21 protein-coding genes and 1 riboswitch are annotated in these 24,115 nt (G+C 35.0%); all 21 genes read right to left on the reverse strand.

Going from position 1 to position 24,115, the window contains the following annotated elements; all coding sequences use genetic code 11:
* Window positions 1-77: 77 nt before the first annotated feature.
* The gene (locus Gferi_RS10675) at window positions 78-671 is read right to left on the reverse strand and encodes a DUF5317 family protein (protein ID WP_069976280.1); all 594 of its coding nucleotides are present in this window, start codon (window positions 669-671) and stop codon (window positions 78-80) included.
* Between the two features lie 162 nt (window positions 672-833).
* Window positions 834-1,418 (reverse strand): DUF5317 domain-containing protein, encoded by a 585-nt coding sequence (locus tag Gferi_RS10680; RefSeq protein ID WP_069976282.1) that lies wholly within the window; start codon window positions 1,416-1,418, stop codon window positions 834-836.
* On the reverse strand, window positions 1,408-2,688 hold the full coding sequence (locus Gferi_RS10685; RefSeq protein ID WP_083273493.1) for an HD-GYP domain-containing protein: 1,281 nt from the start codon (window positions 2,686-2,688) through the stop codon (window positions 1,408-1,410). Before Gferi_RS10685 ends, Gferi_RS10680 begins: the two co-directional genes overlap by 11 nt.
* A gap of 218 nt (window positions 2,689-2,906) precedes the next feature.
* Window positions 2,907-3,551: a hypothetical protein gene (locus Gferi_RS10690; protein WP_069976283.1), complete on the reverse strand. Its 645-nt coding sequence runs from the start codon at window positions 3,549-3,551 to the stop codon at window positions 2,907-2,909.
* 157 nt (window positions 3,552-3,708) lie between these two features.
* On the reverse strand, window positions 3,709-4,239 hold the full coding sequence (hpf, locus tag Gferi_RS10695; protein ID WP_069976284.1) for a ribosome hibernation-promoting factor, HPF/YfiA family: 531 nt from the start codon (window positions 4,237-4,239) through the stop codon (window positions 3,709-3,711).
* 759 nt (window positions 4,240-4,998) lie between these two features.
* Window positions 4,999-5,457: a PilZ domain-containing protein gene (locus tag Gferi_RS10700; RefSeq protein ID WP_069976285.1), complete on the reverse strand. Its 459-nt coding sequence runs from the start codon at window positions 5,455-5,457 to the stop codon at window positions 4,999-5,001.
* Window positions 5,458-5,578: 121 nt separating this feature from the next.
* Window positions 5,579-5,663, reverse strand: a riboswitch (cyclic di-GMP riboswitch).
* A gap of 503 nt (window positions 5,664-6,166) precedes the next feature.
* A complete protein-coding gene (flgN, locus tag Gferi_RS10705) occupies window positions 6,167-6,661 on the reverse strand; it encodes a flagellar export chaperone FlgN (RefSeq protein ID WP_169832982.1) in 495 nt (164 codons plus the stop codon).
* Between the two features lie 11 nt (window positions 6,662-6,672).
* Window positions 6,673-7,059 (reverse strand): flagellar export chaperone FliS, encoded by a 387-nt coding sequence (gene fliS / locus Gferi_RS10710; protein WP_069976287.1) that lies wholly within the window; start codon window positions 7,057-7,059, stop codon window positions 6,673-6,675.
* 22 nt (window positions 7,060-7,081) lie between these two features.
* Entirely contained in the window at window positions 7,082-8,710 is a 1,629-nt protein-coding gene (fliD, locus tag Gferi_RS10715; RefSeq protein WP_069976289.1) for a flagellar filament capping protein FliD, read from the reverse strand.
* A gap of 66 nt (window positions 8,711-8,776) precedes the next feature.
* The gene (locus tag Gferi_RS10720) at window positions 8,777-9,133 is read right to left on the reverse strand and encodes a flagellar protein FlaG (protein ID WP_069976292.1); all 357 of its coding nucleotides are present in this window, start codon (window positions 9,131-9,133) and stop codon (window positions 8,777-8,779) included.
* Between the two features lie 158 nt (window positions 9,134-9,291).
* Window positions 9,292-9,669, reverse strand: coding sequence for a hypothetical protein (locus Gferi_RS10725; RefSeq protein ID WP_069976294.1), 378 nt, complete (start codon window positions 9,667-9,669; stop codon window positions 9,292-9,294).
* A gap of 409 nt (window positions 9,670-10,078) precedes the next feature.
* Window positions 10,079-10,936, reverse strand: a complete 858-nt coding sequence (gene rfbA, locus Gferi_RS10730) for a glucose-1-phosphate thymidylyltransferase RfbA (RefSeq protein WP_069976296.1) — start codon at window positions 10,934-10,936, stop codon at window positions 10,079-10,081.
* Window positions 10,937-11,011: 75 nt separating this feature from the next.
* Window positions 11,012-12,091: a dTDP-glucose 4,6-dehydratase gene (gene rfbB, locus Gferi_RS10735; RefSeq protein ID WP_069976299.1), complete on the reverse strand. Its 1,080-nt coding sequence runs from the start codon at window positions 12,089-12,091 to the stop codon at window positions 11,012-11,014.
* On the reverse strand, window positions 12,088-13,224 hold the full coding sequence (gene rffA / locus Gferi_RS10740) for a dTDP-4-amino-4,6-dideoxygalactose transaminase (RefSeq protein WP_069976301.1): 1,137 nt from the start codon (window positions 13,222-13,224) through the stop codon (window positions 12,088-12,090). The genes rfbB and rffA overlap by 4 nt, the downstream gene beginning before the upstream one ends.
* Window positions 13,225-13,314: 90 nt before the next feature.
* On the reverse strand, window positions 13,315-14,193 hold the full coding sequence (locus Gferi_RS10745; protein ID WP_069976303.1) for a formyltransferase family protein: 879 nt from the start codon (window positions 14,191-14,193) through the stop codon (window positions 13,315-13,317).
* Between the two features lie 44 nt (window positions 14,194-14,237).
* Window positions 14,238-19,820: a TDP-N-acetylfucosamine:lipid II N-acetylfucosaminyltransferase gene (locus Gferi_RS10750; RefSeq protein ID WP_069976305.1), complete on the reverse strand. Its 5,583-nt coding sequence runs from the start codon at window positions 19,818-19,820 to the stop codon at window positions 14,238-14,240.
* Between the two features lie 143 nt (window positions 19,821-19,963).
* Window positions 19,964-20,788 (reverse strand): flagellin N-terminal helical domain-containing protein, encoded by an 825-nt coding sequence (locus Gferi_RS10755; protein WP_330389659.1) that lies wholly within the window; start codon window positions 20,786-20,788, stop codon window positions 19,964-19,966.
* A gap of 150 nt (window positions 20,789-20,938) precedes the next feature.
* Window positions 20,939-21,163 carry a carbon storage regulator CsrA gene (gene csrA / locus Gferi_RS10760; RefSeq protein WP_069976307.1) on the reverse strand — a complete coding sequence of 75 codons (225 nt, stop codon included), beginning with the start codon at window positions 21,161-21,163 and terminating at the stop codon, window positions 20,939-20,941.
* A gap of 10 nt (window positions 21,164-21,173) precedes the next feature.
* Entirely contained in the window at window positions 21,174-21,623 is a 450-nt protein-coding gene (gene fliW, locus Gferi_RS10765) for a flagellar assembly protein FliW (RefSeq protein WP_069976309.1), read from the reverse strand.
* Between the two features lie 74 nt (window positions 21,624-21,697).
* Window positions 21,698-22,267, reverse strand: coding sequence for a DUF6470 family protein (locus tag Gferi_RS10770; RefSeq protein WP_069976311.1), 570 nt, complete (start codon window positions 22,265-22,267; stop codon window positions 21,698-21,700).
* Between the two features lie 18 nt (window positions 22,268-22,285).
* Window positions 22,286-23,953 carry a flagellar hook-associated protein FlgL gene (flgL, locus tag Gferi_RS10775; protein ID WP_069976312.1) on the reverse strand — a complete coding sequence of 556 codons (1,668 nt, stop codon included), beginning with the start codon at window positions 23,951-23,953 and terminating at the stop codon, window positions 22,286-22,288.
* Window positions 23,954-24,115 lie beyond the last annotated feature (162 nt).

Here is a 24,115-nt window from a genome sequence, read left to right on the forward strand (position 1 = left end):
CTGAATCTTACTCCAATTTACATTTTAACATAACCCTTTTCTCATGAAAAGGAAAAAGGAAGATAACTGCCTCTTCCTTATATTGTTCCTTTATATCCAAATTTTATCATTCTGCTTCTGGAATGCAAATGGTTTTTTGTCATTTCTCCATATATAAACAAGGTCAGCCCCAAAGTAATGAAAAGATCTCCTATGCTGATCACTTTTGCTAGCGGGTACGGCTTTGGAATAACAATAAACTTGGCCAGGTATTTAGACCAATGCTGCAGGCTGTCTAATGGTATATAGTTTGCAATTTTTCCGCTTTGAATGGCCTCCACCATAGCATCTAAGCCAGCCAGCTGGAGTCCTTCCATAGAAACCGGGATTTTCCATCCATTGAAATAAACAGCCACAAGGTTCAGCAAAAGGCCTGCCAGCATTACTTTAAGGCCCCGCTTATTCAAATTAAACAATAGCAACAGGATGATCACCCCGTTAGAAAGACCATAGGCATAACCCTGAAATGATGACAAAGCTGATATCTTATTGGTAAATGCCGGAGAAACTTGAATGAAAAATGCCAGAAAAATCAAAGGCCAAGCACGAATAGACAAATAAGAGAAATTGGAAAACCTGCCGCCCCGTACTTTACCAAGAATCAGTCCAATGATTCCACCCTCAATAAACAAATGCTACGCCCCCTTATTGCTGATTTTTCTTTTAAGCCATACTGGTACTACTTCTATTGTAACATCTTTTTTTCCTTTATTTTTGACAACTTGTAATAATAATTTAAAAAAAGTGTAAAAAAACCTCTAATGATCTTAGAGGTATCTGTCAAAACCTGATATTTAGCCTGTTTTACGCCGAATTTTTCCTGAATTTACTATCATTTTTTCTTGTATGAATATAAAAATCCCCAGCATCATCCATAGATCTCCAATACTTAGACTCTTTGGCAAGGGATAGGGTTTTTTTAAATGTATGATATCTCCCAAAAACCGCATTCGCGTATGGTCATCCATCATGCTGTGGGTAAGGTCTTTGCCGCTCTCTAATACAGCCATTGTCACCGGATAAAGGTCTTTGTCAATCCAGCCGGCATCTACCGGCATCCTTCCGCCGTTTGCCATGATCACCGCAAAGTTTAATAGAACCCCTAACAGGATGAGTAAAAATCCTTTTTCTTTTCGATTGACCAGGAGAACATATGCCAATAAGCTGTAGGTTAGCAGCTGTATCCAGAGAACATGGCTGTCTATAAGTCTCCATACCGGCTCAAGCTCTATTCTGCGAATATATGCCCCTGCCGCTTCAACCAATCCCGATACTACCAGCAGCTCCCAATGCCTGATGGAGATGGCTGAGAGGTTTTGCAGTTTTCCACCCCGTACCTTACCTACCGCTACAGCAGTTCCTAAGGCCTCAGCTAACATGGGCAATTCTCTCCTTTGGCTGCATATTGAAGTAATCTATAAAAGATTTTACCACTACCGGATTGAACTGTTTTCCCGCCTGCTCCAATATAATATTTACAGCAGTCTGTTGATTCATTGCCCGCCGGTAAGGGCGATCGGAGGTCATAGCATCATAGGCATCAGCTACGGCTAAGATACAGGATTCAATAGAAATCTGCGGTCCTTCCAGTTTGTCGGGATATCCCTTTCCGTCATAACGTTCATGATGATGCTTGATGATATCGGCTACCTCTGCAAGAAAATCTACTCCTGCCAGAATTTTTGCCCCAATCTCAGGATGCTTCTGTATTTCCAAATATTCATTGCTTTCCAGTTGTCCACATTTATTGAGGATAGAATCGGAGATTCCAATTTTTCCGATGTCATGGAGGATGGCTGCAGTACGGATTTGCTCTACACGATCAGGCTTTAGCCCCATCTGCTCTGCAATGCCTACTGCATAGTCTGCTACCCGGTAAGAATGCCCTGTGGTGTATTCATCCTTGGCTTCCATAGCATTAGAGAGGGCCTTGATGGTTTCAAAATACACATGGCGCATGTCCATATAGAGCTTAAAGGAGTATCGGGCGATCAACAATGGCCCAAAGAAGAGTACTACAGAAAACCAGCCGTAACTCTGATAAGCAATTGCTATTACTGTCCCTAAAGGTGACAGACCTAGAATATTTACTCCCAGCCAGCTATTCTCTTTTAATGCTTGCTTAAAATGCATATTAAATAAAAATGACATAAGTATTGAAAATATAGATATATTTATACATATATATATACATACACTAACAATTAAAGCTATAGAATTTAATCCCATAAGGCTTAGAAACCCGTATTTAGCGTCAACAAATTTATAAACGAATACTGCAATAGCCAATGATATAGCATATGCACTTCCATTAAACAACCTTTTATATATGGAACTATTAAAAATATGTACTAGCTTACCATCTATATAATCAACCCATAATAACATAGATAAAAATCCAATTATCGAAGCAACAGGTGATCTAAAAATTAGCACTACAGCTAATCCTATAGCAAAGTTTACTGAGATTCCAATATTTTTTCTTAATTTTATAATTAATGATTCTGCCACTGCCCCAAGTATAGAAAAGAAGATAATTTCAGGGATTAGCAATAATGACAAGTGTTTGATACCTAAATACACTGTAAAGAGTCCTGAAGAAATAATTAAACTTGTATATATTCTTAATTTTAAAGACAGTTCGCCCATTTTCAACTCCCCTTATATTATACTTTAGGTCGGCCAGATATTATCTCCAGCTCATGCTTGCTCCGCCTGCTAAAACTAATGATAACAAGCTCATAAATAGAACCATTAATCTTTTCACTGATATAGCCCCCTTTTTAAATGGGCTCTGCTGCTTCGCTACTGTCCACAGGCTATATCGCTACGCTATAAAGATTACTTTGCCGACCTAAAATATACACTTAACCAGCAACTCTTACAATCTTTCTATTGATTGCATCCAATGTGGCCTTTACAATGGCCTCATATTCATCCTTGCGCACCACGGCAGACCCTACCAGCATTTCTTCTCCGTAGCCTGTTATAAAGCTAACGGCTGCTATTATAACCTCCCGCTTCGCAATCTGAATTTTTTCAATATCTTCTATAATAAAGGTATCGTCAATAGCAAATAATTCATGAACACAATTTAAAGTAGCATTAGCCGTTAAACGGTAAATATTATTTTTAGAATTGGTTCCTTTGGATGTTCCTTCTACCTGCTGCTCTCCCTTTTGCAAGGAAACCTTCACCTCTGCCATATTTCCCAAAACAGAGTATCCGATGGCAGCAATCCTAAAGCGGCTCATTTGTTCCTTTTCATCTTGAAAGTCAATCTGTGCCACACTAATCTTTTTATGGTCAATTTTGCATTGAAACTTTGCAGTCAGCGCAGATTGGATATCTCGAGAAATTTGCTTTGCACTTCTATTGCTAGAAGCCAATACGTGAATCTCTTCAATCTCTTGACTTTCGCCCATTACTATCTTTGAGGAGATTACCGATGGCATTTGATTGATAATTTCCTCCATGTTTAAATGAATTGACATCGTTTCAATATTTTCCATAATACGCTCCTCAATCGTAACAGAATACTGTTAATTTTTTCATGTCTTAAAGTTAATTCGACTTAAAAATGATATTTCCTGCATCTTTCATCTTAAAAGTTTTCCTATAAATCGACAAAAAATTAAAGGCAGCTTCCGCTGCCTTCATTTACTTTATTTAAAAGGTCGGTTCGATTAAACCGTAATGTCCATCCTTTCGCTTGTATACAACATTGATATCATCTGTTTCTGCATTGGTAAATACGAAGAAATTATGTCCGATTAATTCCATCTGCAGGACTGCTTCCTCTGCATCCATCGGCTTCATCGCAAACCGCTTTGTCTTCACAATTCGCGATTCATTTCTCTCTGCAGCCTCTATATCCGGTATATTTTCGAATCGGATGGTATCATGACCTCGATATCGCTTTTCCAGCTTTGTTTTATGCTTTTCAATTTGCCGGTTTAATTTGTCTATCACCCGATCTACGGATGTATACATATCTTCCGTCGCTTCTTCAACTCTCAATAATGATCCGTTAATTGGGATGGTTACCTCTAAGATCTGCCTATTTTTCTCAACACTTAAAGTTGCCTGAGCCTCTGTATCCTCCTTGAAGTATTTTCCAAACCTTTCTAGTTTTGCTGTGACTGCGTCCCGTAAAGCATCTGTAACCTCTAGATTTCTTCCACTTACCTTGATCTTCATATACTTCAGCTCCTTCCAACATATCTATAAATCAATGAGTTAAGTCTCCTTAACTCAAAGTTTATCAAATTTTTGAGAATTTATTCCATATTCACTTATTATTTCTATTATTATTCAATAATCCAAAATTCTTTCCTGCTCCTCTCAATAAAAATTTTTTAATCTTGGACAAGTACTATATCTATTATTTTACCCACCAGATTTTTTATAAAACAGGTTGTATTACTTTTTTCAATCATCATTTGTCAAATGATGAAAATCTTGTGAAAGTATCTTTTTCAACAACTTGTCCACAATCTTTTTCCTTTGTAAGAATATCGGTATTTTTTTAGCGTTTTTATAGTCCTTTTCAACAGATTCTACGGAACCCTCTACTGAAAAAAATATATATTTCTTAAGATCTAACAAATTTTTTCCTTCTATCTTTCCTTATTTTCATGCGTTCTTTGTAATAAATTTCATTTATACAGTTTATCCACAGACGGCAGTGATGTGTTCACATTTTCTGTGGATAATGTGGATAGTTCTGTTGATAACTTGTTTTTTCAATATTTTTTTATGTGGAAAACAATGTGAATATATAGTGGACAAGTATTTTTTGGCGTTAAATGTAATAATTTGTAATGAATGAGATCTATTTTTTATACAGACGTCTACAACTTTTTCATAATGCACCGTTTTTTATGATATGACAGTTTTTTTTTACAACCTACTATGTATATGTTTGTTGTTGGTGAAATATGCTTAGAAAATATTCAACTATTTTCCTTCACCATCTCTGCTCCGAAGGCATACTGCCGGTTCATCTTTCGCACAAATACTACAGCTATGCCATTGTTTATATTTATAGAGTTTAATTGCCAGCTGGTTAAACAAATATACATATTTAGAGCGAGTCGCTTCATCTATATAGAACTCAACACCATATTCCCAGACTCCCGCTTCTTTTTTATGGGTACGAATTACAGAACCCCAAAATTGATAGTCCTGTCCGCATATCCTGGCATCAAATTCCAATATAACTTTTTTACTTTCCGGAAGCTTTAAATGTGACATAAACCGCAGGCCCCCAGGTCCGATATCCTTAATACATACATTGGTACTTCCGGTCTTCATAGGATGTCCATCTACTAAAACAATCGTCATCGTTGCACACAACGGATGGTTTAATTTAATACGAAAGTACTCCCGTTTGTCATTTAACGCCCGCATTTCCATAAGCATCCCCCTTTGATTGCACGCCCCCATGTTATCTCCTGCAGCATATAAATAAAAAAGACTCAAAGCATATGTAAAGTACAAAGGCCTTGGTCTTCTTCCATCGCATCACAAAACATACTTTGGTAACTTGGCGATCATAGGAATAATCCCTTAGACCCATAGCTTTGCGGCCTTATCTTTAGATAAGTGTGCCTTTTTTCCATATGTAATACTTTTCTATTTAGTTTTGATATTCAACTTTCTTTGCCTCACCATCTATAGGATTATATTATCATATTGAATCTGTCGGAATTTGCAAAATATTGTATCTATTTCTTTATCAAAATAAAAAAACCTTAATAGCGCGCTATCAAGGTTTCTCTTTCTTGAGTTACATATATTCTTAGCTGACCTGGTCTTTGACCCCACACTCGCCTGCTGGAAGGTTCGCTCCGGGTTCGCCGTCACTACTACCTCTCTCAGTTTTCTCAAGCAATGATTTCCATAGAAATGCATTTGAACAAGAACCTGGCAGGTCTTACCCCTAAGCCGCACCATGCTCAGTAATCTTATTTTTAATTACCTTACGTGGGTCCCTTTGCCTGCGACTGGCTTGGACTTGCAACCACAGACCTAAAATATATGCTCTATTATTATAGCCTATTTTAAAGCTTTTATCAACATACAAACCTATCCATCCAATACAGGCAGGCCTTTTGTGTGTCTCTTATTTCTGTTCCTTATTGTCTATAAACACACCCTGTACATCGGCATACCTTCGTGTATAGGTGGCAGCAATTTTATTTCCCTGCTGCTCTGCCTTATTCTTCTTCATCTCCAGCTTTAATTTTTCTAAATCCTGCTGTAAATGGCTGCTGTTCTGCCGATCGACTTCCTCGATTTTCTTAAGGAGTATCATAATATGACCTACGTTTTTCTGTAGGGCAGCCGCACTAGGATAGACCTTGGCATCTATCTCTTCAAAAGATTGGATATGCAGCTCTTTTTTCAAAAGGGTGTATTGCTCTAAAAATTTGGCATCCAGGCTATTAATCAGATTCATGATATTCTGTTTTTTTTCAATCTGAGAAGAAAGCCCTTCTATGTCTCCTGCTTTAATACTATTCCCTTGCAGTATAGTAAACTCCAGCAGTTTTTCCAACCGGGCGATCTTCTGACTGGTTAACTCCAGTACAACTTCAATCCGTTCTTTAATATCCATTTTACTCTCCATTACTTATTTTTAGCCAGATGCATGGCTTCCTTCCAGGTATCCCGCAGCTGGGTGATGATCTCTAAGGCTTCTGCTATGTATTGTTTGTCTTTCTTTACATTGGCATCTATCAAGCGTTCCAAAATAAAGACGTATAGGGATCTCAAATTCTTAGAAATCTCGTATTGCATATCCAGGGTGATATTCAATTCCGTGATGATATCACTGGTTCTAAGGATCAATTGATGGGCTTTGGATATATTTTTTTCGTCGATTGCCAACATTGCCTGGTTGGCAAACTTAATAGCACCATTGTACAGCATCAAAGTTAATTCTTGTGGGGGTGCCATCATGACGTTATTTTGCTTGTATTGATTGTATGCATTATATGGATTATTTAAAGCCACACAGATCACCTCTTATTATCAATTATAATGATCCCAACTGCTGAGATATCCAGCTGCTTTGAGAATTCATTTGCTGTAGTGCCTTTTCCATGGCAGTAAACTTGGTCCAATAGGCGTTTTCAATTCTTACTAATCTGCTTTCTTCATTATAGATGCTCTTTTCTATATCGAGGATATCCTTGTCCAAGTAGCTGAGTGAACCGGTTCCAGTTGCCTTACCCAAGACAAAGTCTACCAATATGTTACTTTTTACATTACGATAGAGATCCTCATTCCCACCGGTACCAGACTTGTTGATAAGCTCCTTCATACCATCCACTATATCATCAAATAGCCGGTTAATCAATCCGGATTCTTTCTTTTTTGCATCTCCCTCTGTTGCTGTAGGTTCTTGAAAAAATAAATTCATTACACTTTCAGGATCATCAGCAATAGCTTTTTTGAGTTTTTCTTCATCGATAATCAGTTTTCCCTTTGTATCATATGTCCCTGTATTGATCCCTATAAGCGTCAATTGATTGTACTTTCCCGCTCCCTCAACTTCACTATACAAACCTAGTCTCATCGTGGCCAAAGTATTTTGTATTGTTGAATCATTGTAGAGCATTCCTGCTTTTGCTTTTTCTTCCCACTTTTTGATTTCATCATCAGACATAGATTCTTTTTGTTCTGCTGTTAGAGGCTTATAGTCTCTATTTGGTTTTTCTCTAACCATGCTGTTTAATTTAGCAATAAGTTCATTATACTTGTCTACAAAGGTTTTGATCTTATCATAGACTCCATCTACGTCAGTATTTACGTTAATCGTTACAGGAGATTCCGTTTTAGCTTTTAATTCGATTTGTATTCCATTGATGGTAAAGTTATTTGAAGAATATTCTATGTCTTCAGCACCATTGAAATTGATTTTGGCGTTTATTCCTGAATATTCTATCGAACCACCATCAGCAGTAGACTCTCCACTGAATGTTAATTTTAATCCGTTAAACAAAGCTTCTGCATTTTCATCTATCTTAATCTTGGCTTCACTTCCAGTCTTTACCGTAGAGATAAACACTCTTTTTGCAGTAGCATCATAACTGGCATTAACACCATCTACTTCGCTATTTATCTTTTTTACTACGTCTGAGACTTTAGCACCCTTATCAAACTGTAGTTCTTTACCATTAATTTCTACTGTATATACTCCACCGTTGCCGCTCCAATCGTAAGTCTCATCACCATTCGCATCAACAAATAATTCTCCTAACGTAATGTTATCTACTGCGGATGAGCTGGCAGCACTGACTCCTGTAGCGAGGTTCTTTACTTCTAATGTATAACTCCCCGGTGTTGCACTAGCTAAAGCCGAAACGCTTACAGCACTCTCGTTAGATGAAGTAACTTTTTTGACATAGCTAAAATTACTAGAGCTATTGGACATCAATCCTCCTGTTATACTGGTTTTTGTCATTTCCAGCTCTTTCCGAATATCTAGTACAAAATTAGCAAAATCTTTGTTTACACTATTATAGGTTTCTTGTTTCCATAACTTCAACTGCTTATTCTGACCGTATCTATCTACCTTCGCTCTCTCCACCTTCATAAGACTTTGAATGATGGATTGTGTATCTAACCCCGATGCAATCCCTGATATTCTCAAACTACTCACCTTTATCACTCCCTTTTATTCTTTTAACAAGATTTCGTTCTTAGCAATTCTAAAAAAGTAAATAACCTATATTTTCTTGTCTACAAATAGTCCTGTTCTTTCCAACATAGCTGCAACCATATCCAATATTTTTTCTGGGGGAATTTCTTTGACTGTCTCTTTTGTCTCATTATCAACAATTTTTACAAGGATTTGTTTGGTTCCTTCATGGATGGAAAATTTCAGGCTTGTATTGCTTATCTTCAAATCCTTGTTTGCCTTTTCTATGGCGTCGATAAACTGTTTTTCTCCCGGAAATGGCTGTTGGGAAGCTTGTCCTCCATTAGACACATTGGCTTCAACATTAATAGAATTTTGCTGTCCGTTAGAAGAACTACTCGAACTATACTGTTGATTAGACATGGAAATGCTCTCAACTTTCACCGTTTACACCACCTTATATAGTTTTCTAACCAGATTATCGGTAATTTTCTCGCTTGACTTTAGGTTTAATGGTTAATATTTACAAAGTTAATTCAAAGACTCAGACTATTAAGATAAGTGTGTTTGGTTCAGTAATCATGAATTTATATCCGCTTTCATTACGCCAGGAGATAAGGTCTTAAAATTCTTTCCACTTCCTCTTTCCAGCCTATAAAAGCAGGATAAATTTCTTGTTTTATTTGCTCTTCTAGTTGGGATTGCTTCTCTTGTTTATAGCTATTCATTGCCTTATGAATATTTTCTTTTACCTCTATCGTGCGTTCACCAACATTATTATTTGGAAGTTTATCTTCCATTGGCATTATAGCATTCTCTATGCTAGATATCCCTTCAGCAATATCTTGTAAAACTATAAAAGCATTTTCATATCGTAACTCTTTTATCTGATTTTGAATATACTCAAAACCTTCTTCTATAGTATTTAATAGTCCCAAACATTTTTCTATTACGTCATAATATTTTTTTATGTGAATCATCTCCTTCTGTGATTTTTGTGTTTATATACTCAGCAAATACTGTCCATGCTCGGTCTCCAGTAAAGAGGCTGCTACTTCTTGTAACTCTTTTTTTGTAATAAATCTATTGTGATAGGCTATTTCTTCAAAAATGCGATGTAGGAATCTTATTCTTAATCAACTAATTGAACATAATTTCTAGATTCTAAAAGCGCATTATTGATTTCTGATTCTAACCTTTCAATACGTCGAAAAAAATTGTGATTTTATTCTAGATTAAAAAGATTACTCAAAGCATAAGTAGAGCTGGATGCCTATACGATAATGCTCCAATGGAAAGATAGTTCAATACATTTAAATGCTGCTGATCCATCTCTTTTATTTTAAGAAAGATGATTTATCTATTTATTAACTCATTATGACACCGCTACTATATTCTTAACAAATACTGTCCGTACGCTGTCTTTAGCAACGGTTCTGCTAATGCGTGTAGCTGTTCTTTTGTAATATAGCGATTGCGATAAGCTATTTCTTCGATACAAGCAATGTAGAGTCCTTGCCTCTTCTGTATAGCTTGTACAAAATTACTGGCTTCTAACAGTGAATCATGAGTTCCAGTATCTAACCACGCAAATCCCCTACCTAAAATATCTACCTCTAGATTCTTCCTACTTAAATATGCTTTATTAATATCAGTAATCTCTAATTCTCCTCTTGAAGATGGTTCTAAAGTTTTTGCAATCTTAACTACATTTCTATCATAAAAATATAATCCTGGCACAGCATAGTTAGACTTTGGTTTTTCCGGTTTTTCTTCCAAAGATTTTATAGATTTGTCTTCGCCTATTTCTACAATGCCATAATCTTCAGGATTGTTTACATAATAAGCAAAAATATGGGCTCCTTCTTTCATAAGTTTTGCTTTTTTCAAAATAGCAGAAAATCCCTGACCGTAAAATATATTATCTCCTAAAATTAAACATACATTATTTTCCGCTATAAAGTTCTCTGCAATAATCAGAGCCTGTGCAATTCCTCTTGGAGCCTCCTGAATAGCGTAGTGAAATGAAACCCCTATTTGTGATCCATCTCCCAATAGTTCTTCGTACATAGGCAAATCTCTCTCTGTAGAAATTATTAATATATCCCTTATACCTGCTAAAAGCAATACTGATAACGGATAATAAATCATAGGTTTATCATATATAGGTATAATCTGCTTACTAATTGCTTTTGTACAAGGATAAAGTCTAGTGCCACTTCCTCCAGCTAAAATGATTCCTTTCATTTTTAAGTTCCCCCTATCCTGCTATTGACAAAGTAACTTTAGCAATTATGAATTTATAATTCTAGGTTACCTTAGTCACAGGAGATTTCCATACATTTTTTTATAGTATGTAGCATATTCTCCATTCACTATATTTTCTAACCAATTTTCATTTTCTAAATACCATAAAATAGTGTGTTTCATTCCTTCATCAAAATCAGTGCTAGAGAACCATGCCAATTCTCGTTTAATTTTTTCAGCATTAATAGCATACCTTCTATCATGACCCTTTCGATCTGATATATAGGTAATCAATTCTTTACTTACACGCTTTCTTCTTATATCTCTCGGCGGCAATAGATGTTGTAAAAATTGTATGATAGTATTAATTACCTCAATGTTTTGTCGTTCATTATTTCCTCCAATATTGTAAACTTCTCCTGCTCTTCCTTTTTCCAAGATAATGCCTAATGCATTACAATGATCTCTAACATATAACCAATCTCTTATATTTTTTCCATCTCCATATACAGGTATCTTCTTTCCTGTTAAACAATTTTGAATTACTAGAGGAATTAATTTTTCTGGGAATTGATAAGGTCCATAATTATTAGAACATCTGCTAATCATAACTGGCATTTTATATGTATCATAGTAAGCCTTCACTAACAAATCTCCTCCTGCTTTACTAGCAGCATAAGGATTATGAGGATCTAATGATGTTTTTTCTGTAAAAAATCCTACTTCACCTAGTGATCCGTACACTTCATCTGTAGAAATCTGCAGAAATTTTTTATCTTTTTTGAATCTATTCTCTTCTGTCCAGTATTTTTTTGCTATATCTAATAAAACTTGAACACCTAAAACATTTGTCTTTACAAATATAGTTGGATCCTTAACGCTTCTATCTACATGAGATTCAGCAGCAAAGTTGACAATATAGTCTATATCATGTGTCTCAAAAATCTTGTTAACTATACTCTTATCACAGATACAGCCTTTGATAAATTTATAATTTTCATATTTTGTTATATCTCTTAAATTTTCTATATTTCCAGCATAAGTCAATGCATCTAGATTAATAACAAGGATATCCTTTTTATATTGTTCAAACAGGTGATGTATAAAGTTTGAACCAATAAATCCTGCTCCACCTGTAATTAAGTATGTTTTCATATGGTTTTACTCCAATCATGAATACTTTCAACAACATATTGTATTTCTTCTTGCGACAAATTGGGATAAATAGGCAATCTTAACAATCTACTACTCAAGTTCTCAGTAATTAGTAAATCACCATGTTTATATCCTAAACTCATACCCATAGGTGAAATATGTAACGGGATATAGTGAAAAGTTGCACCGATTTTTCTATTTTTTAAATATTTCATTAAGTCATTTCGCTTTTCTTCTGTAGGAAGTAGAATGTAAAAAATATGATAATTGGTAGTACAATAACTAGGAATTACAGGCAACCTTATTCTCTCCCTATTCTGCAACTCAACTAAACCACTATAATATCTATCATGTACAGTTTTTCTTTTCTCTTGTATTTCTTCTAACTTTTCTAGTTGCGCGTAAAGCATAGCTGCTAATATATCCGATATTAAATAACTAGAACCTATATCCACCCAAGTATACTTGTCTACTTCCCCTCTAAAAAACTGGCTGCGATTCGTACCTTTTTCTCTAATAATCTCAGCCCTTCTTGCTAATTCTTCGCTATTATTAATTAAAATAGCTCCCCCTTCTCCACAAGAGTAGTTTTTCGTCTCATGAAAACTATAAGTTCCTATATCTCCAATAGTTCCAAGGTATTTATCCTTATATTTTGCATATACTCCTTGAGCTGCATCTTCTACAATTTTCAACTTATATTTCTTAGCTAGCTCGGTAATCCTTTCCATGTCACAAGAAACACCAGCATAATGCACTGGAAAGATTGCCTTAGTTCTTTTAGTAATTCTCCTTTCAATATCTACTGGGTCTATATTTAAGGTATCACTAGTTACTTCCGCAAAAACAGGGATAGCCCCTTTCTGAACGATTGCATTTGCAGTAGATACAAAATTATACGAAGGCATGATAACCTCATCACCTTTCTTTAAATCCAACAATATAGCTGCCATATCTAAAGAAATACTACATGATGTAGTTAATAGTACTTTAGAAACTGCAAAATTTTGTTGTATATACTCATTGCATTTTTGAGTATAATTATGATCTCCCGATACATATCCTGAATCTATTACATTTTTTATATATCTATACTCATTGTTGGAAAAATATGGCTTATTAAATGGAATCATTTATAAATTCTCCTTTATTTAACGTGTCTATGGGAATAGTATCAATATCTAGGTTTTCCATTCAAATTAACAGTAACACTATTTCAGGCACTATTTTCCAAATCTACTTCTTAAAGTATTGAAAGGTAAAATTGAGCTTTCATCTAGAAATCTAGCCTTTATAATCTTTAATAATCCCTTTCCGCAAACTACTACAGGATATCCATCACGTAGAAAAACTACTTTTCCTACATCTCTATTTTCAACTACTATATCAAGCTCTTCTTCAGCATCATCAATAGTTATAATTTTATTATTCAAATAAGTTTTTGCTCCACTGTATGGATATCCTACTGCATCAACTAATCGTTTTATAGTATTACAATCAGCATTCCAATCGATAAAATAATCCTGTTCATCTCTCCATAAACTATATGTGGCATTTTCTTCAATCTGAGATACACCTACAATCTCTTTATTATCAAAAACTAACTGTGCTATAGAGTTAACTAGTTTAGAATATAATGGGGCGATAAGTTTAATTGCTTCCTGAATTTTAATTGGATATTCTATAGACACTATCTCCTGCTTAATAATATCTCCTTTATCATACTCTTCAGTAGCAAATAATGCAGTTACTCCAATTTCATTTTCTCCATTTATTAACATATTTACTAGAGGTGCAAAGCCCCTGTATTTTGGTAGAATTGAATCGTGTAAAACAATTAAATTGTTGGAATCTTCTATAATCCATCTCCATCCTATTGCAAACTTATAGCCACTGAAATCTGGGGGCGACTCTTTTCTGTTATAATATGTGATATTATTTTTCTCACATAGTGATACTAATTCGTTATAATAGTCCTTTTTTATATTGTTATCTTTAGCTAATAGAACATATCTAATTTGTTTCGAATTATATTCTCTGATAAAATGCTCTAATACAAAATAACCTTTTTCATTCATTAAATACATTACAACTTGATTCATATATTGCTCCTCAAATTCATATAATTTCTTATAATGGGTAATGCTTAAAATATTCCTCTCAGAAACTCAAGTATAGCCTTTTCACCAAACTCGGCTTCAATAATTTCTTTATTTTTGGACTCCTTTATAGGTTCACAAAAAATAGTATCATCAATTTTATCAGTTGACTTAACACCCTTTAAGTTTAATCTTTTGAATTTTCTAAAAGTAGTAACATTTTCTTTTAAAAAAACACCCTTTTCTAGCGATGATAATAGTCTAATATTTCCAACAGCTTGTTGCCTATTATGATAATAAATAGCTACATCCACTTGGTTCAATAGTTTATAGTATTCACTTGGCTCCATGTACTCTGTTAAAGGTATAAATCTATTTCCAAAAATTTTTTTACCTTCATTAATAATTGCTCTTATGTAAGCGTCGTTCCCACCATATGATAGTGGAACTATAACACAATAATCCTTTAACCTTAGAGATTTTAACTTGTGAAAAATATCCAAATGGTTGTTTGATGGATCAGGTGAATTACCAACTAAAATTATATGCTCATAATTCCCTTTTAGATAACTATATCGTTCATAAATTTCATTCATATCATCCATATTGACTTTTTCAACAGGGTTAGGATAAGCAAATTTCATACACTTTGCATTGGTTATAAAATTTTCCTTTAAAATATCAAAATCTTCATCTATCGTATTTAAGCAATATTTAATCTTTCTTATAGTAGCTCTTCTAAAAATATGTGAAATTGAGTTTTTATTAACTTTAGAATTCATATTAAATCCTAACTTCTCCAGCAGCTTTTTAGTTAATGGATCATATATCTCATAATCAATATGATAATATAAGTCCCCGCCCCATATAGGCCAATAAATAGGTTTTTTTATATCAAATTTACAAACAATCTCACAGAAATAGTCAGATAGATAATGGATAAATATTTTAGTACAAGTATTAATCAATTCTAATAATCTACTTAAATCACATTTTAAATCTAAAATCTCTACATTTGCAATATCATCAGTAGTTATCATTTTCAGCTTTTGCATTTTATCCCCAACAATAACAAACATATGTTCATCATTGGGGAAATGTTGATTTATAAAATGCATAAACCTACTGCAATACTGATTATCGTACATAAGGTGTAAATTTTTATTTTTCTCTTTGTAAGCTTCTTCTTTTTCTTCTCTTTGTTCTACTTGTTCTTGGATAATCTGTCTATAATCTTCTTCCAATTTATTTATTATTTTAATTACTTCTAATCTTGTGGGCTCATCTCCCATATTAAATACTATGCTTTCATAGGTCTCTAACGCATTCAAATATTCCTTTTTCATTTCATATATATATGCTAGTTTATTTAATAAGCTGAGATTACCTCTATCTTCGTAGATAGCCTTTTTAAAAAGTACTTCTGCATCTTCCCATCTACCATCTTTTATAGCCATATCTCCCATAAACAAGTGGATATTCAATTGCTCCTTTTTAAAATAATTATCTATTACTGATAATTGTCCTTCAGTAGAAATTGCGTTATTCCCGTTTAGTTGACTTTCATAATACAAACATTGAAAAATGTTACTAAGATCTTGAGTTAATCGCTTTCTTTCATATTTTTCTATTTTTTCATTTACAACTAATCCTGGAAGTTCGTCTTTCTTCCAAAGTTTATATAGTTTTAAAATATATTTTGCGATCTCATTTATATTATCAAAATCTACATTATACCCCCGCTCAGTACTAGATATCAATTCATCTACTACGCTTCCATTAGGAGATAATGCTAATATTGGTTTACACAATCTCAGATATTCAAATATTTTCCCAGGGAAAACAGATTTGTTTCTATCACCAGCTCCTACGATTAAAAGTAAAGCATCTGAATTTACAGCTTCTCTTAAACTGTCTTGATGCGTCATATATCCTAAAAACTCAACTACACTTTGCAGTCCTAATTCATCTCTAATTTTGATCCAATAGTCTAGATTTTCTGTCCATCCAAAAGTGATTTTTATATCAGAAGCTTCGACATCCTTGTTTTTAATTAATTTTTGAACTGCTTGCATAAATGTTAAAGGAGTTCTTATCATATATAACATGCCATTGTGCATAATTGTAAACTTTGCATTTCTCTTGCTTTTATGGGATATTTCTGCGAAATCTAACTCATCATATCCATTAGTAATAGTCTCTATTTTTCTAGTTTCTAAATGAAATATTTTCTCATAATTTTTACTCGATAGAGGTGTAACTGAGATTATTTTATCCGCTAGATTAACTATATTTTTTTCCATCTCAAAATGCATTTTATATAATATATGATTTTTATCAAATTCTACATATGGATTATTAGTCCACTCGTCTCGAAAATCAGCTACCCAAGGTTTATTAAATCTTTGTTTTAAGTAATACCCAACAATATGGTCAGAATAGGGTCCTGATGTTGTATAAATCATATCCATTTCATTTATGTTAATCATATCATCTAAGTTATCAATTACTTGCTTAGCCCACAAGATATTCGAATCAGGAAGTAGTATTAATTGATTAAGATGTTCTCGTGATTTATTCAGTTCAGTAACAAATTCACTAACCAAAGCCTGATTCTGAACCACGCTATGATATAAATGAATTAATTGATTCGCATAGTTAACATCGATGTTGTTTTTCTCGTCTATACGAATCACTTTGACCCCATCTGGAATTTCTGAAATCATTGACACATCTTTAAACTGACACATTGTGGTTCCTACAGTTACAACAACTGGCTCCCATCCAAATTCTCTTAGATATTTAACAAATTTCAAAGTTCTTTGAACTCCTGAGCCTCCTAATGGCGGAAAAATATAAGCAATCACAAGTACTTTCTTACGAGTAGTATATTGATACGTATCCAAGACTTCTTGATGTTCAATCTTTATTTTTTCAGTAATCCCCTCAATATGTTGAAAAACACCTTCTTCACTTGCCTTTGTCTTCGCTTTCCCATAATATATCAATGCCTTGTTGTAATCTTCTAGCTTTTCATAAAGATATCCGAGATTGCATAATATATCAAAGTTCGTTCTATCAACTATCAATGCTTTTTTTAAAATATTCTCAGCATCACGATAGTGGTCTTCCATCATAGCTATCATAGCTTTCAACGAAAATACTTCAATGTCGTCAACTACCAGTTTCTCATATTCTATAAGAATTCCTTTTGCTTCTTCTATCTGTTCTTCTAGAATAAGCTGATTAATTTGCTTCTTTACTTGGATCTTGTAATCTTCAAATGTTTGCTGAGCTTCCTGTAAAGATATCTCCATTGGCTCATCCTTTACACTTGCCTCATCTAACGAAGACAGTTGAGCAATAATTTGCTGTATTTTCTGTTTTTCTTCTGGATTTTGTGTAACTTCCAATGCTTGTTCATATAACCCAATGGCCTGTTCAATATAATTCCGTATTTGACATAGATACGCTGCATTGCAAAGAAGATCAAAGTCTGTACAATAATATAATAATCCCGTCTTTAGTACTTCCTCAGCTTTATCATAATCTTGCTCAATCAATGCAATATTAGCTTCAAAAACAAAGAAATCTTTATCTATCTTCATACTCTTTTTATATTCTTCCAATAGCTCTTTTGCCTGGCTCAAATCACCTTTCAGAATAAGTGCATCTACATTTGCTTTAAACTGCAATTGATATTCTTTCATTTGTTCATAGGAAGGAGCCAGTCTTTGCTGTATATTTTGCAAGAAGATTCCTATTCCGGTCTTCATATCTGGATATATCTCTAAAGCTATCTTTAAAATCCTGATTTGTTCTAGTTCTTTGGTATCTTTAATATTTTGTACGTAATTCATAAGCATAAAGAAAGCATCTTCATCGTTCTTTGCAAAATTTATTTTGTTTTGCTGTATCAAATGGGAATGATAGGTATAGCCAATATACCGAATTCCTTCTTGAACATATCTATAAAACACTGCATCATAGTCTTGTTCACTACACTGCCCACTAATTAGAAGAATTCTCCCTAGGATTTTGTATATACGACACCCCTCTATACTATTTTCTGGATAACTATTTTTAAAATAGTGTAGGATAACTTCTAGCAAATCTTGTATTTTTTGATTAGCCAGATATTGAAATATAGAGATCAGTTTAGGCTCTCTTATCTTTGATGTAATTTCAGAAATAGAATAGTCTCTTTTTAAGAGTCTATAAATTATTTCTCCATAGAATTCTGGCAAACTGTTAAAATCCAATTGATTAATTAGGTCAACATCCTGCTTTTCAAGCTCTTGATTCATATAGTCCTTTAGCCGAATTTGATTTAATATTCCATATTCTGTATTCACTTTTGAAAAATTAACAACTAAACTTTGCCACGCTTCTTCTTGAATCCCCTTTTTATGTTGTTCTAGACAAGCTTCAAACGGATATTTTAGCTCTTCGTTTTCTATAAGTATATTTTTACAATAATAGCCTTGAAGATTATTTAACTCCTCTAATGCCAGATATGAACTTATTAAAGTTGGCAATGCAAGTTTCAGCATGTCTTTAGATTGAATTTTATAGACATACTCCAACGCTCTGCTGTATTCCTTTTGTTTCAAATATAATGCAGATAAATGTACATGAATTTTTTCATAAGTATCTGTATTTCGCATATAGGTAACAGAAGCATTATCAGATGCCGCCGGGGAACGCTCATAGTCATGATACAGCTCTAAATATTTCTGATAGGATTCAATCGCTTCTTCATTTTTGGAGAGCATTTGCTTAGCATGGCCTAGCATACAATAAAAATCAATATATCCGTCTCTTTCATTGATTGCTTTTTCACAGGCTTTTTCCAGCTTTTCATACTGTTCCATCTTATGATACATTCGTGCCAATTGAGAATAAATATACATTCGGTTGCCCAAATATCCTTCTTTAGCTTTCCCAATTTCATAGGCTTTTTCAACACATTCCATTGCTTCTTTATCATCATTGTACATTGCATAAGATTGAGATAATTGAAACCACATGTAGAAGTTTTCAGGATCTATCTCTAATTCTTTTTTAATTATCTCTGTATTTCTTATAAATTTTCTTTCCATTAAATCTTTATCTGCAGAGTCATAGCCGTAATGTAAAAGGACCGTATCCAACACATAAACCGGCGGTTTTATCGTCGGCTGCTCATGGATAGCACCTTCATAACGGAACTCTTTTACATTTTTAAAGAGTCTTGCTGCTGGAGTTTCACTTGCAAGTTCCTCTTTTCCTTTAGAGTAATTTTTAATCTTAATCATTCCAACATTGTATTTTTTGTAATGGTTTGACTTAAAGAATTTAATTATACCTTCCGTATCCTGCATAATCTCATCGGCGTCCAACACAAACAACCATTGACCTTTCGCGTAACTGATCGTAGTATTTCTCATTGCAGCAAAATCATTATTCCATGTATGGAAATATACTTTATGCGTATACTTTCTCGCTATCTCTACAGTATTATCTGTTGAACCCGTGTCAACGATAATCAGTTCTGATTCAATGCCATTTCTTAAAGGCTGAAGTGCTTCTAAACAAGTACCAAGGTACTTCGACTCATTTTTTACCATCATTACAATGCTTAGCTTCATTTTCCTACTCCTTCCAATCTAGTTATAAAGGTATTATTTACATAAGAATATAATTATTCATATCTAAACAACATCTTTACCATACCTATCTCAAGATTCAAAAAAAAGAGGTAGAAGTTCTACCTCTTTTTTAAACTTTTTTATTATCTGAGTAGCTGCAATACTCCTTGTGGTGCTTGATTTGCTTGTGCTAGCATTGCTGTAGCAGCTTGTTGTAAAATGTTTGCTCTGGTGTACTGCATCATTTCTTTTGCCATGTCTGTATCTCTGATACGAGATTCAGAAGCTTGCAGGTTTTCTGCAGCTACATCTACGTTTTTAATCGTATGCTCTAATCTGTTTTGTACTGCTCCAAGATCTGCTCTAAAGGAAGCTACGCTTATTAAAGCATTATTGATGGCAGTAATTGCAGCGGAAGCAGCAGTTTGATTGCCCACACTTACAGTAGCAGAGTCTACACCTAATGAAGCTGATGAAGCATTAACAAGAGCAAAGCTAATTGTTTCTCCAGCATTAGCGCCTACTTGTAATGTTACTGTAGCTGTAGTATTCAAAACATTTTGTTGGTTAAAGCTTGTTTGATTAGCAATGCTGTCAATTTGAGCTTGTAATTGTGCAACTTCTTTTTGAGCCAGTTCGCGGTCGGTATCTTGGTATGTACCATTGGCAGTTTGTACAGCAAGCTCTCTCATTCTTTGAAGGATCGCATGTGTTTCATTCAATGCACCTTCTGCAGTCTGAATCATAGAAATACCATCTTGAGAGTTTCTGGAAGCTTGGTTTAAACCTCTGATTTGACCTCTCATTTTTTCAGAGATCGCCAAACCAGCAGCATCATCAGCAGCTCTGTTGATTCTCAAACCGGATGACAATCTTTCTACTGATTTTTGTTGGTCTCCACCAGTTACTTTTAAAGATCTGTGGGAGTTGATTGCTAGCATATTGTTGTTGATTACCATGTTACTCATTTTAAATTCCTCCTTGATTTTGTTATCTTTAGCATCCTTGCTAAGGTAAATTTTTTCAATCCTCCGTCGGCCGCCGGAGAATTTTTTCTTCTCAATCATATTATCGGAAGGATTTTTGTAGAACTTTAGCGATATTTATATTTTTTTCTTTTATTTTTTTAGTAAATTTTTCAATTCCTCGATATTTACTTGTCCTGCCGCAGCTTTTTGATTTTCCTGCCGGATTTCCATGTAAATCTCTTTCCGCAGTACAGATATATTTTTCGGTGCTGCAATGCCTAATTTTACTTTCCCGTCTTCGGCACTTAAGATTTTTATTTCAATTTGCTCATCAATCATAATGCTCTCGTCTTTTTTTCTGGTTAAGATCAGCATATTATCCCTCCTAACCCTTATTGTTTTCTTTTGCATCAGGAAATATATAGTGTTTTAAATCATAGGCTTCTCCATCAAGGACAATTTGCTTACCTATTTTTCTCTCTGTATTAACCACCAAAGGTCCTCTTAAATTAATGGTCATTTTTCGTATATTTTCCGGCACTACCGCAATGCAATATACTGCTACATCCTCAATCTTTGCTATATCCAATTCCGCCATAACCTTTTCCGGGATTTCAAATTCATAATCCTTTTTAAATAGAAAGGGATCAGTAATGACAAAGGCCAGGTTCGGATCCTCTATAGCCTGCATCCAGTGAAAGGGATTTTCCTGATCCGGGTTTGATAGAAAAACATATTGCTTAACTTCTTCAAATCCTAATAAACCGCTCTCAAAGGTGATAAACTTACTTTTCTCTACCTCAATTTCGCCAAAATTCTTTGTTTGAAGTATCATATGTTTGACTCCTCTCTATCTTTTCCTACAGCAAAAGGGAGAAATCTTTTCCTCCCTATTTAATGTTTAATTATTTATTTAATCGATAGATCCAATTCTTTACCTACATACTCTATTTGAATGCTGTTTCTTTGTCTTAGGTAAGCCTCTACCTTGTTTTTTTCAATATGAACAATTGGTTTATTTACTTCTATTCTTAGATTTGGATTTCCTTCTTTAACTTGAATATCTACATTTCCACCGATAAAATCAATTTTCGGTCTTGTTTTCGGAATAAGGTCTATATTCGTCTCTACTTGAATCCGTTCAAACGCATTTTCTATGGCCTGGTCAGGCACTGGATTTGTTTTATTCTCTATGGCACCCAATTCATCGCCCTGTCTGGATATATGGGCGATCGCCTCCATAGCCCGCTGTCTTGAAAAAGCTGCCAAATCCCGGCTCTCATCCATAGGGCTTTTCAAGCCTGCCTCTGCAAACGGAATAGTTTGGTCAATCTGCACCTGAATCTGCTCTGAATGAATTTCTACCTTGGCATGCTCTGTATTAAAATGCATCTCTGCCTTTGGCTGTTGAATCTCCATTTTCCCTAAGGTTGTTTGAATTCCAATCAATGCAAATTGAGAAGTAATTCTCAAATTCATAATCTCACCCCAAACCTGTTAGCGTAGAAAATCCAATAAAGTTGGCTGAATAATCCTAGCCCCCACGGATAATGCAGAACGGTATACATTTTCTTCCATCTTAAAATTCATAATTGTCTCTGCCATGTCTACATCCTCTGCTTTTGACAATAGCTTTTTCAGGTTGATAATCGTATCCTCCAACCGGCTTTGGTCCAGCTCAAGGCGATTGGTTTTTGCTCCGATTCCTGAAAGCTTGCCTAATATATTTTCCAGGTTCTTATCGAGATCATCAAGCATGGCACTGGTATCCAGTTTTTCTGTTTTTATAACCGATGTTGCTGATGCTATAGGCGTTGCCGATGTTGTGTCCGTAAAGCCAAGGGCAACTGCAGCGGTATTGGCCGTCATCTCAAAGGAACTGCCGTATTCTCCTGTAATCATTAGCCGGTTGTCCTCTGTAAAGGAGGCTTTCATTCCGGCAGGCAGTCCATTTTGCAAATCTTTTATGAAGGCATTTCTTCCTGACAAGGTATCCAAATTATAGGTAGCTCCTGCTGGAAGCGTGATCGTATGTAGGGTTGTTCCATCATCAATTTCCAATCCTGAAATATCACTGGCACTGACAGTTCCTGATAGCCGGTCACTCACTACCAATGGAGCCAATACCGCTCCTGCTGGTGTTGCATCCGTTGTAGTCCCCAAGGTTCCTGCCTTTATAGTGAATTTTTCATCGGCTGTAATAATAAAATTATTAGCACCATCATCAACGATTTTAACCCCATTTTTCTTTAGATATTCATTGGCATCGATGGCTTTTTGAATATCTTCCGCTTCAATAGGATTTTTATTCGGCAGGTTTAGTTGAAATACGCCGCCGCCCATTTCGATGTTAAAGGTTTTTGTCCCATCTGAATTGTCCAGATCAAGTCCGCTTGTAGGCAGTGTAGTGGAAAACTTCATATCTACAAAACCATGCATATACTCTTCTTGACCCAATAATACATTTTCCAGTTTGGTCAGGGATTCAAATATTCCGCCAAAGCCTTTTTCAAAAAGTTCCGGTCCCGTAATATTTACTGTAACCAAGTTGCTCATGCCAATCTCAATCCGCATGGCATCGGCAGCCTGTGCATAGGTAGTTTCGATATTATCAGGGTTTTCTAAAAATGCTGCAAAATCTGCTGCATCAACCCCTAAAGCGATCCCTCCCGGGCTGATCATTTTCCCATTATAGGTCAGCTTCGTACCCATCTCCGTCTCTACCAGTTTAAAAGGTGCCACATCGGTCTGATATCCCGCAAAAATGTACCGGCCTGTATGGGTAGCGTTACCGATAGCTACTACCTGTTCCTTCAACTGACTGATTTCTGCCTGTATTGCTGCCTTATCCGTATCGGATAAGCTGCCGGTTGCGCCTCTAACGGTAAGCTCCCTTACCCGTTGGATTACATCCTTTAGCTGGGTAAGGGCTGTTTCCGTGGTCTCCATCCAGGATAGAGCCGTGTCAATATTCTTCTTATATTGCTCGCTGGCAGAAATTTCTGAAGAAATGGTCAAAATCCTTGCCATGGCAACAGGATCATCAGAGGCAACCTGTATTCTCTTGCCTGTAGCCGCCTGCTGGTACAGCTTATCCATCCGGGTATAACTCTTGTTTAGATTTCTCATCATTGTATTGATCATCATCGAGTTGGTGATCCGCATCTCGTATTCACTCCATTTCGTGAAAAAGTTGGTTTTTACTTTTTAACTTGTACATCCGCTTCGCCAGGGGGACAGTTCCATCCTCTTCCCTCCGGACCTTCGCTATGCTTCGGTGACGCTCGAACCGTCCCCCTGACTCCGCTCTGATTGTTAACCTATGTA

Origin of the sequence: Geosporobacter ferrireducens (genome assembly GCF_001750685.1) — a bacterium.
GTDB classification, from domain to species: Bacteria; Bacillota; Clostridia; order Peptostreptococcales; family Thermotaleaceae; genus Geosporobacter; species Geosporobacter ferrireducens.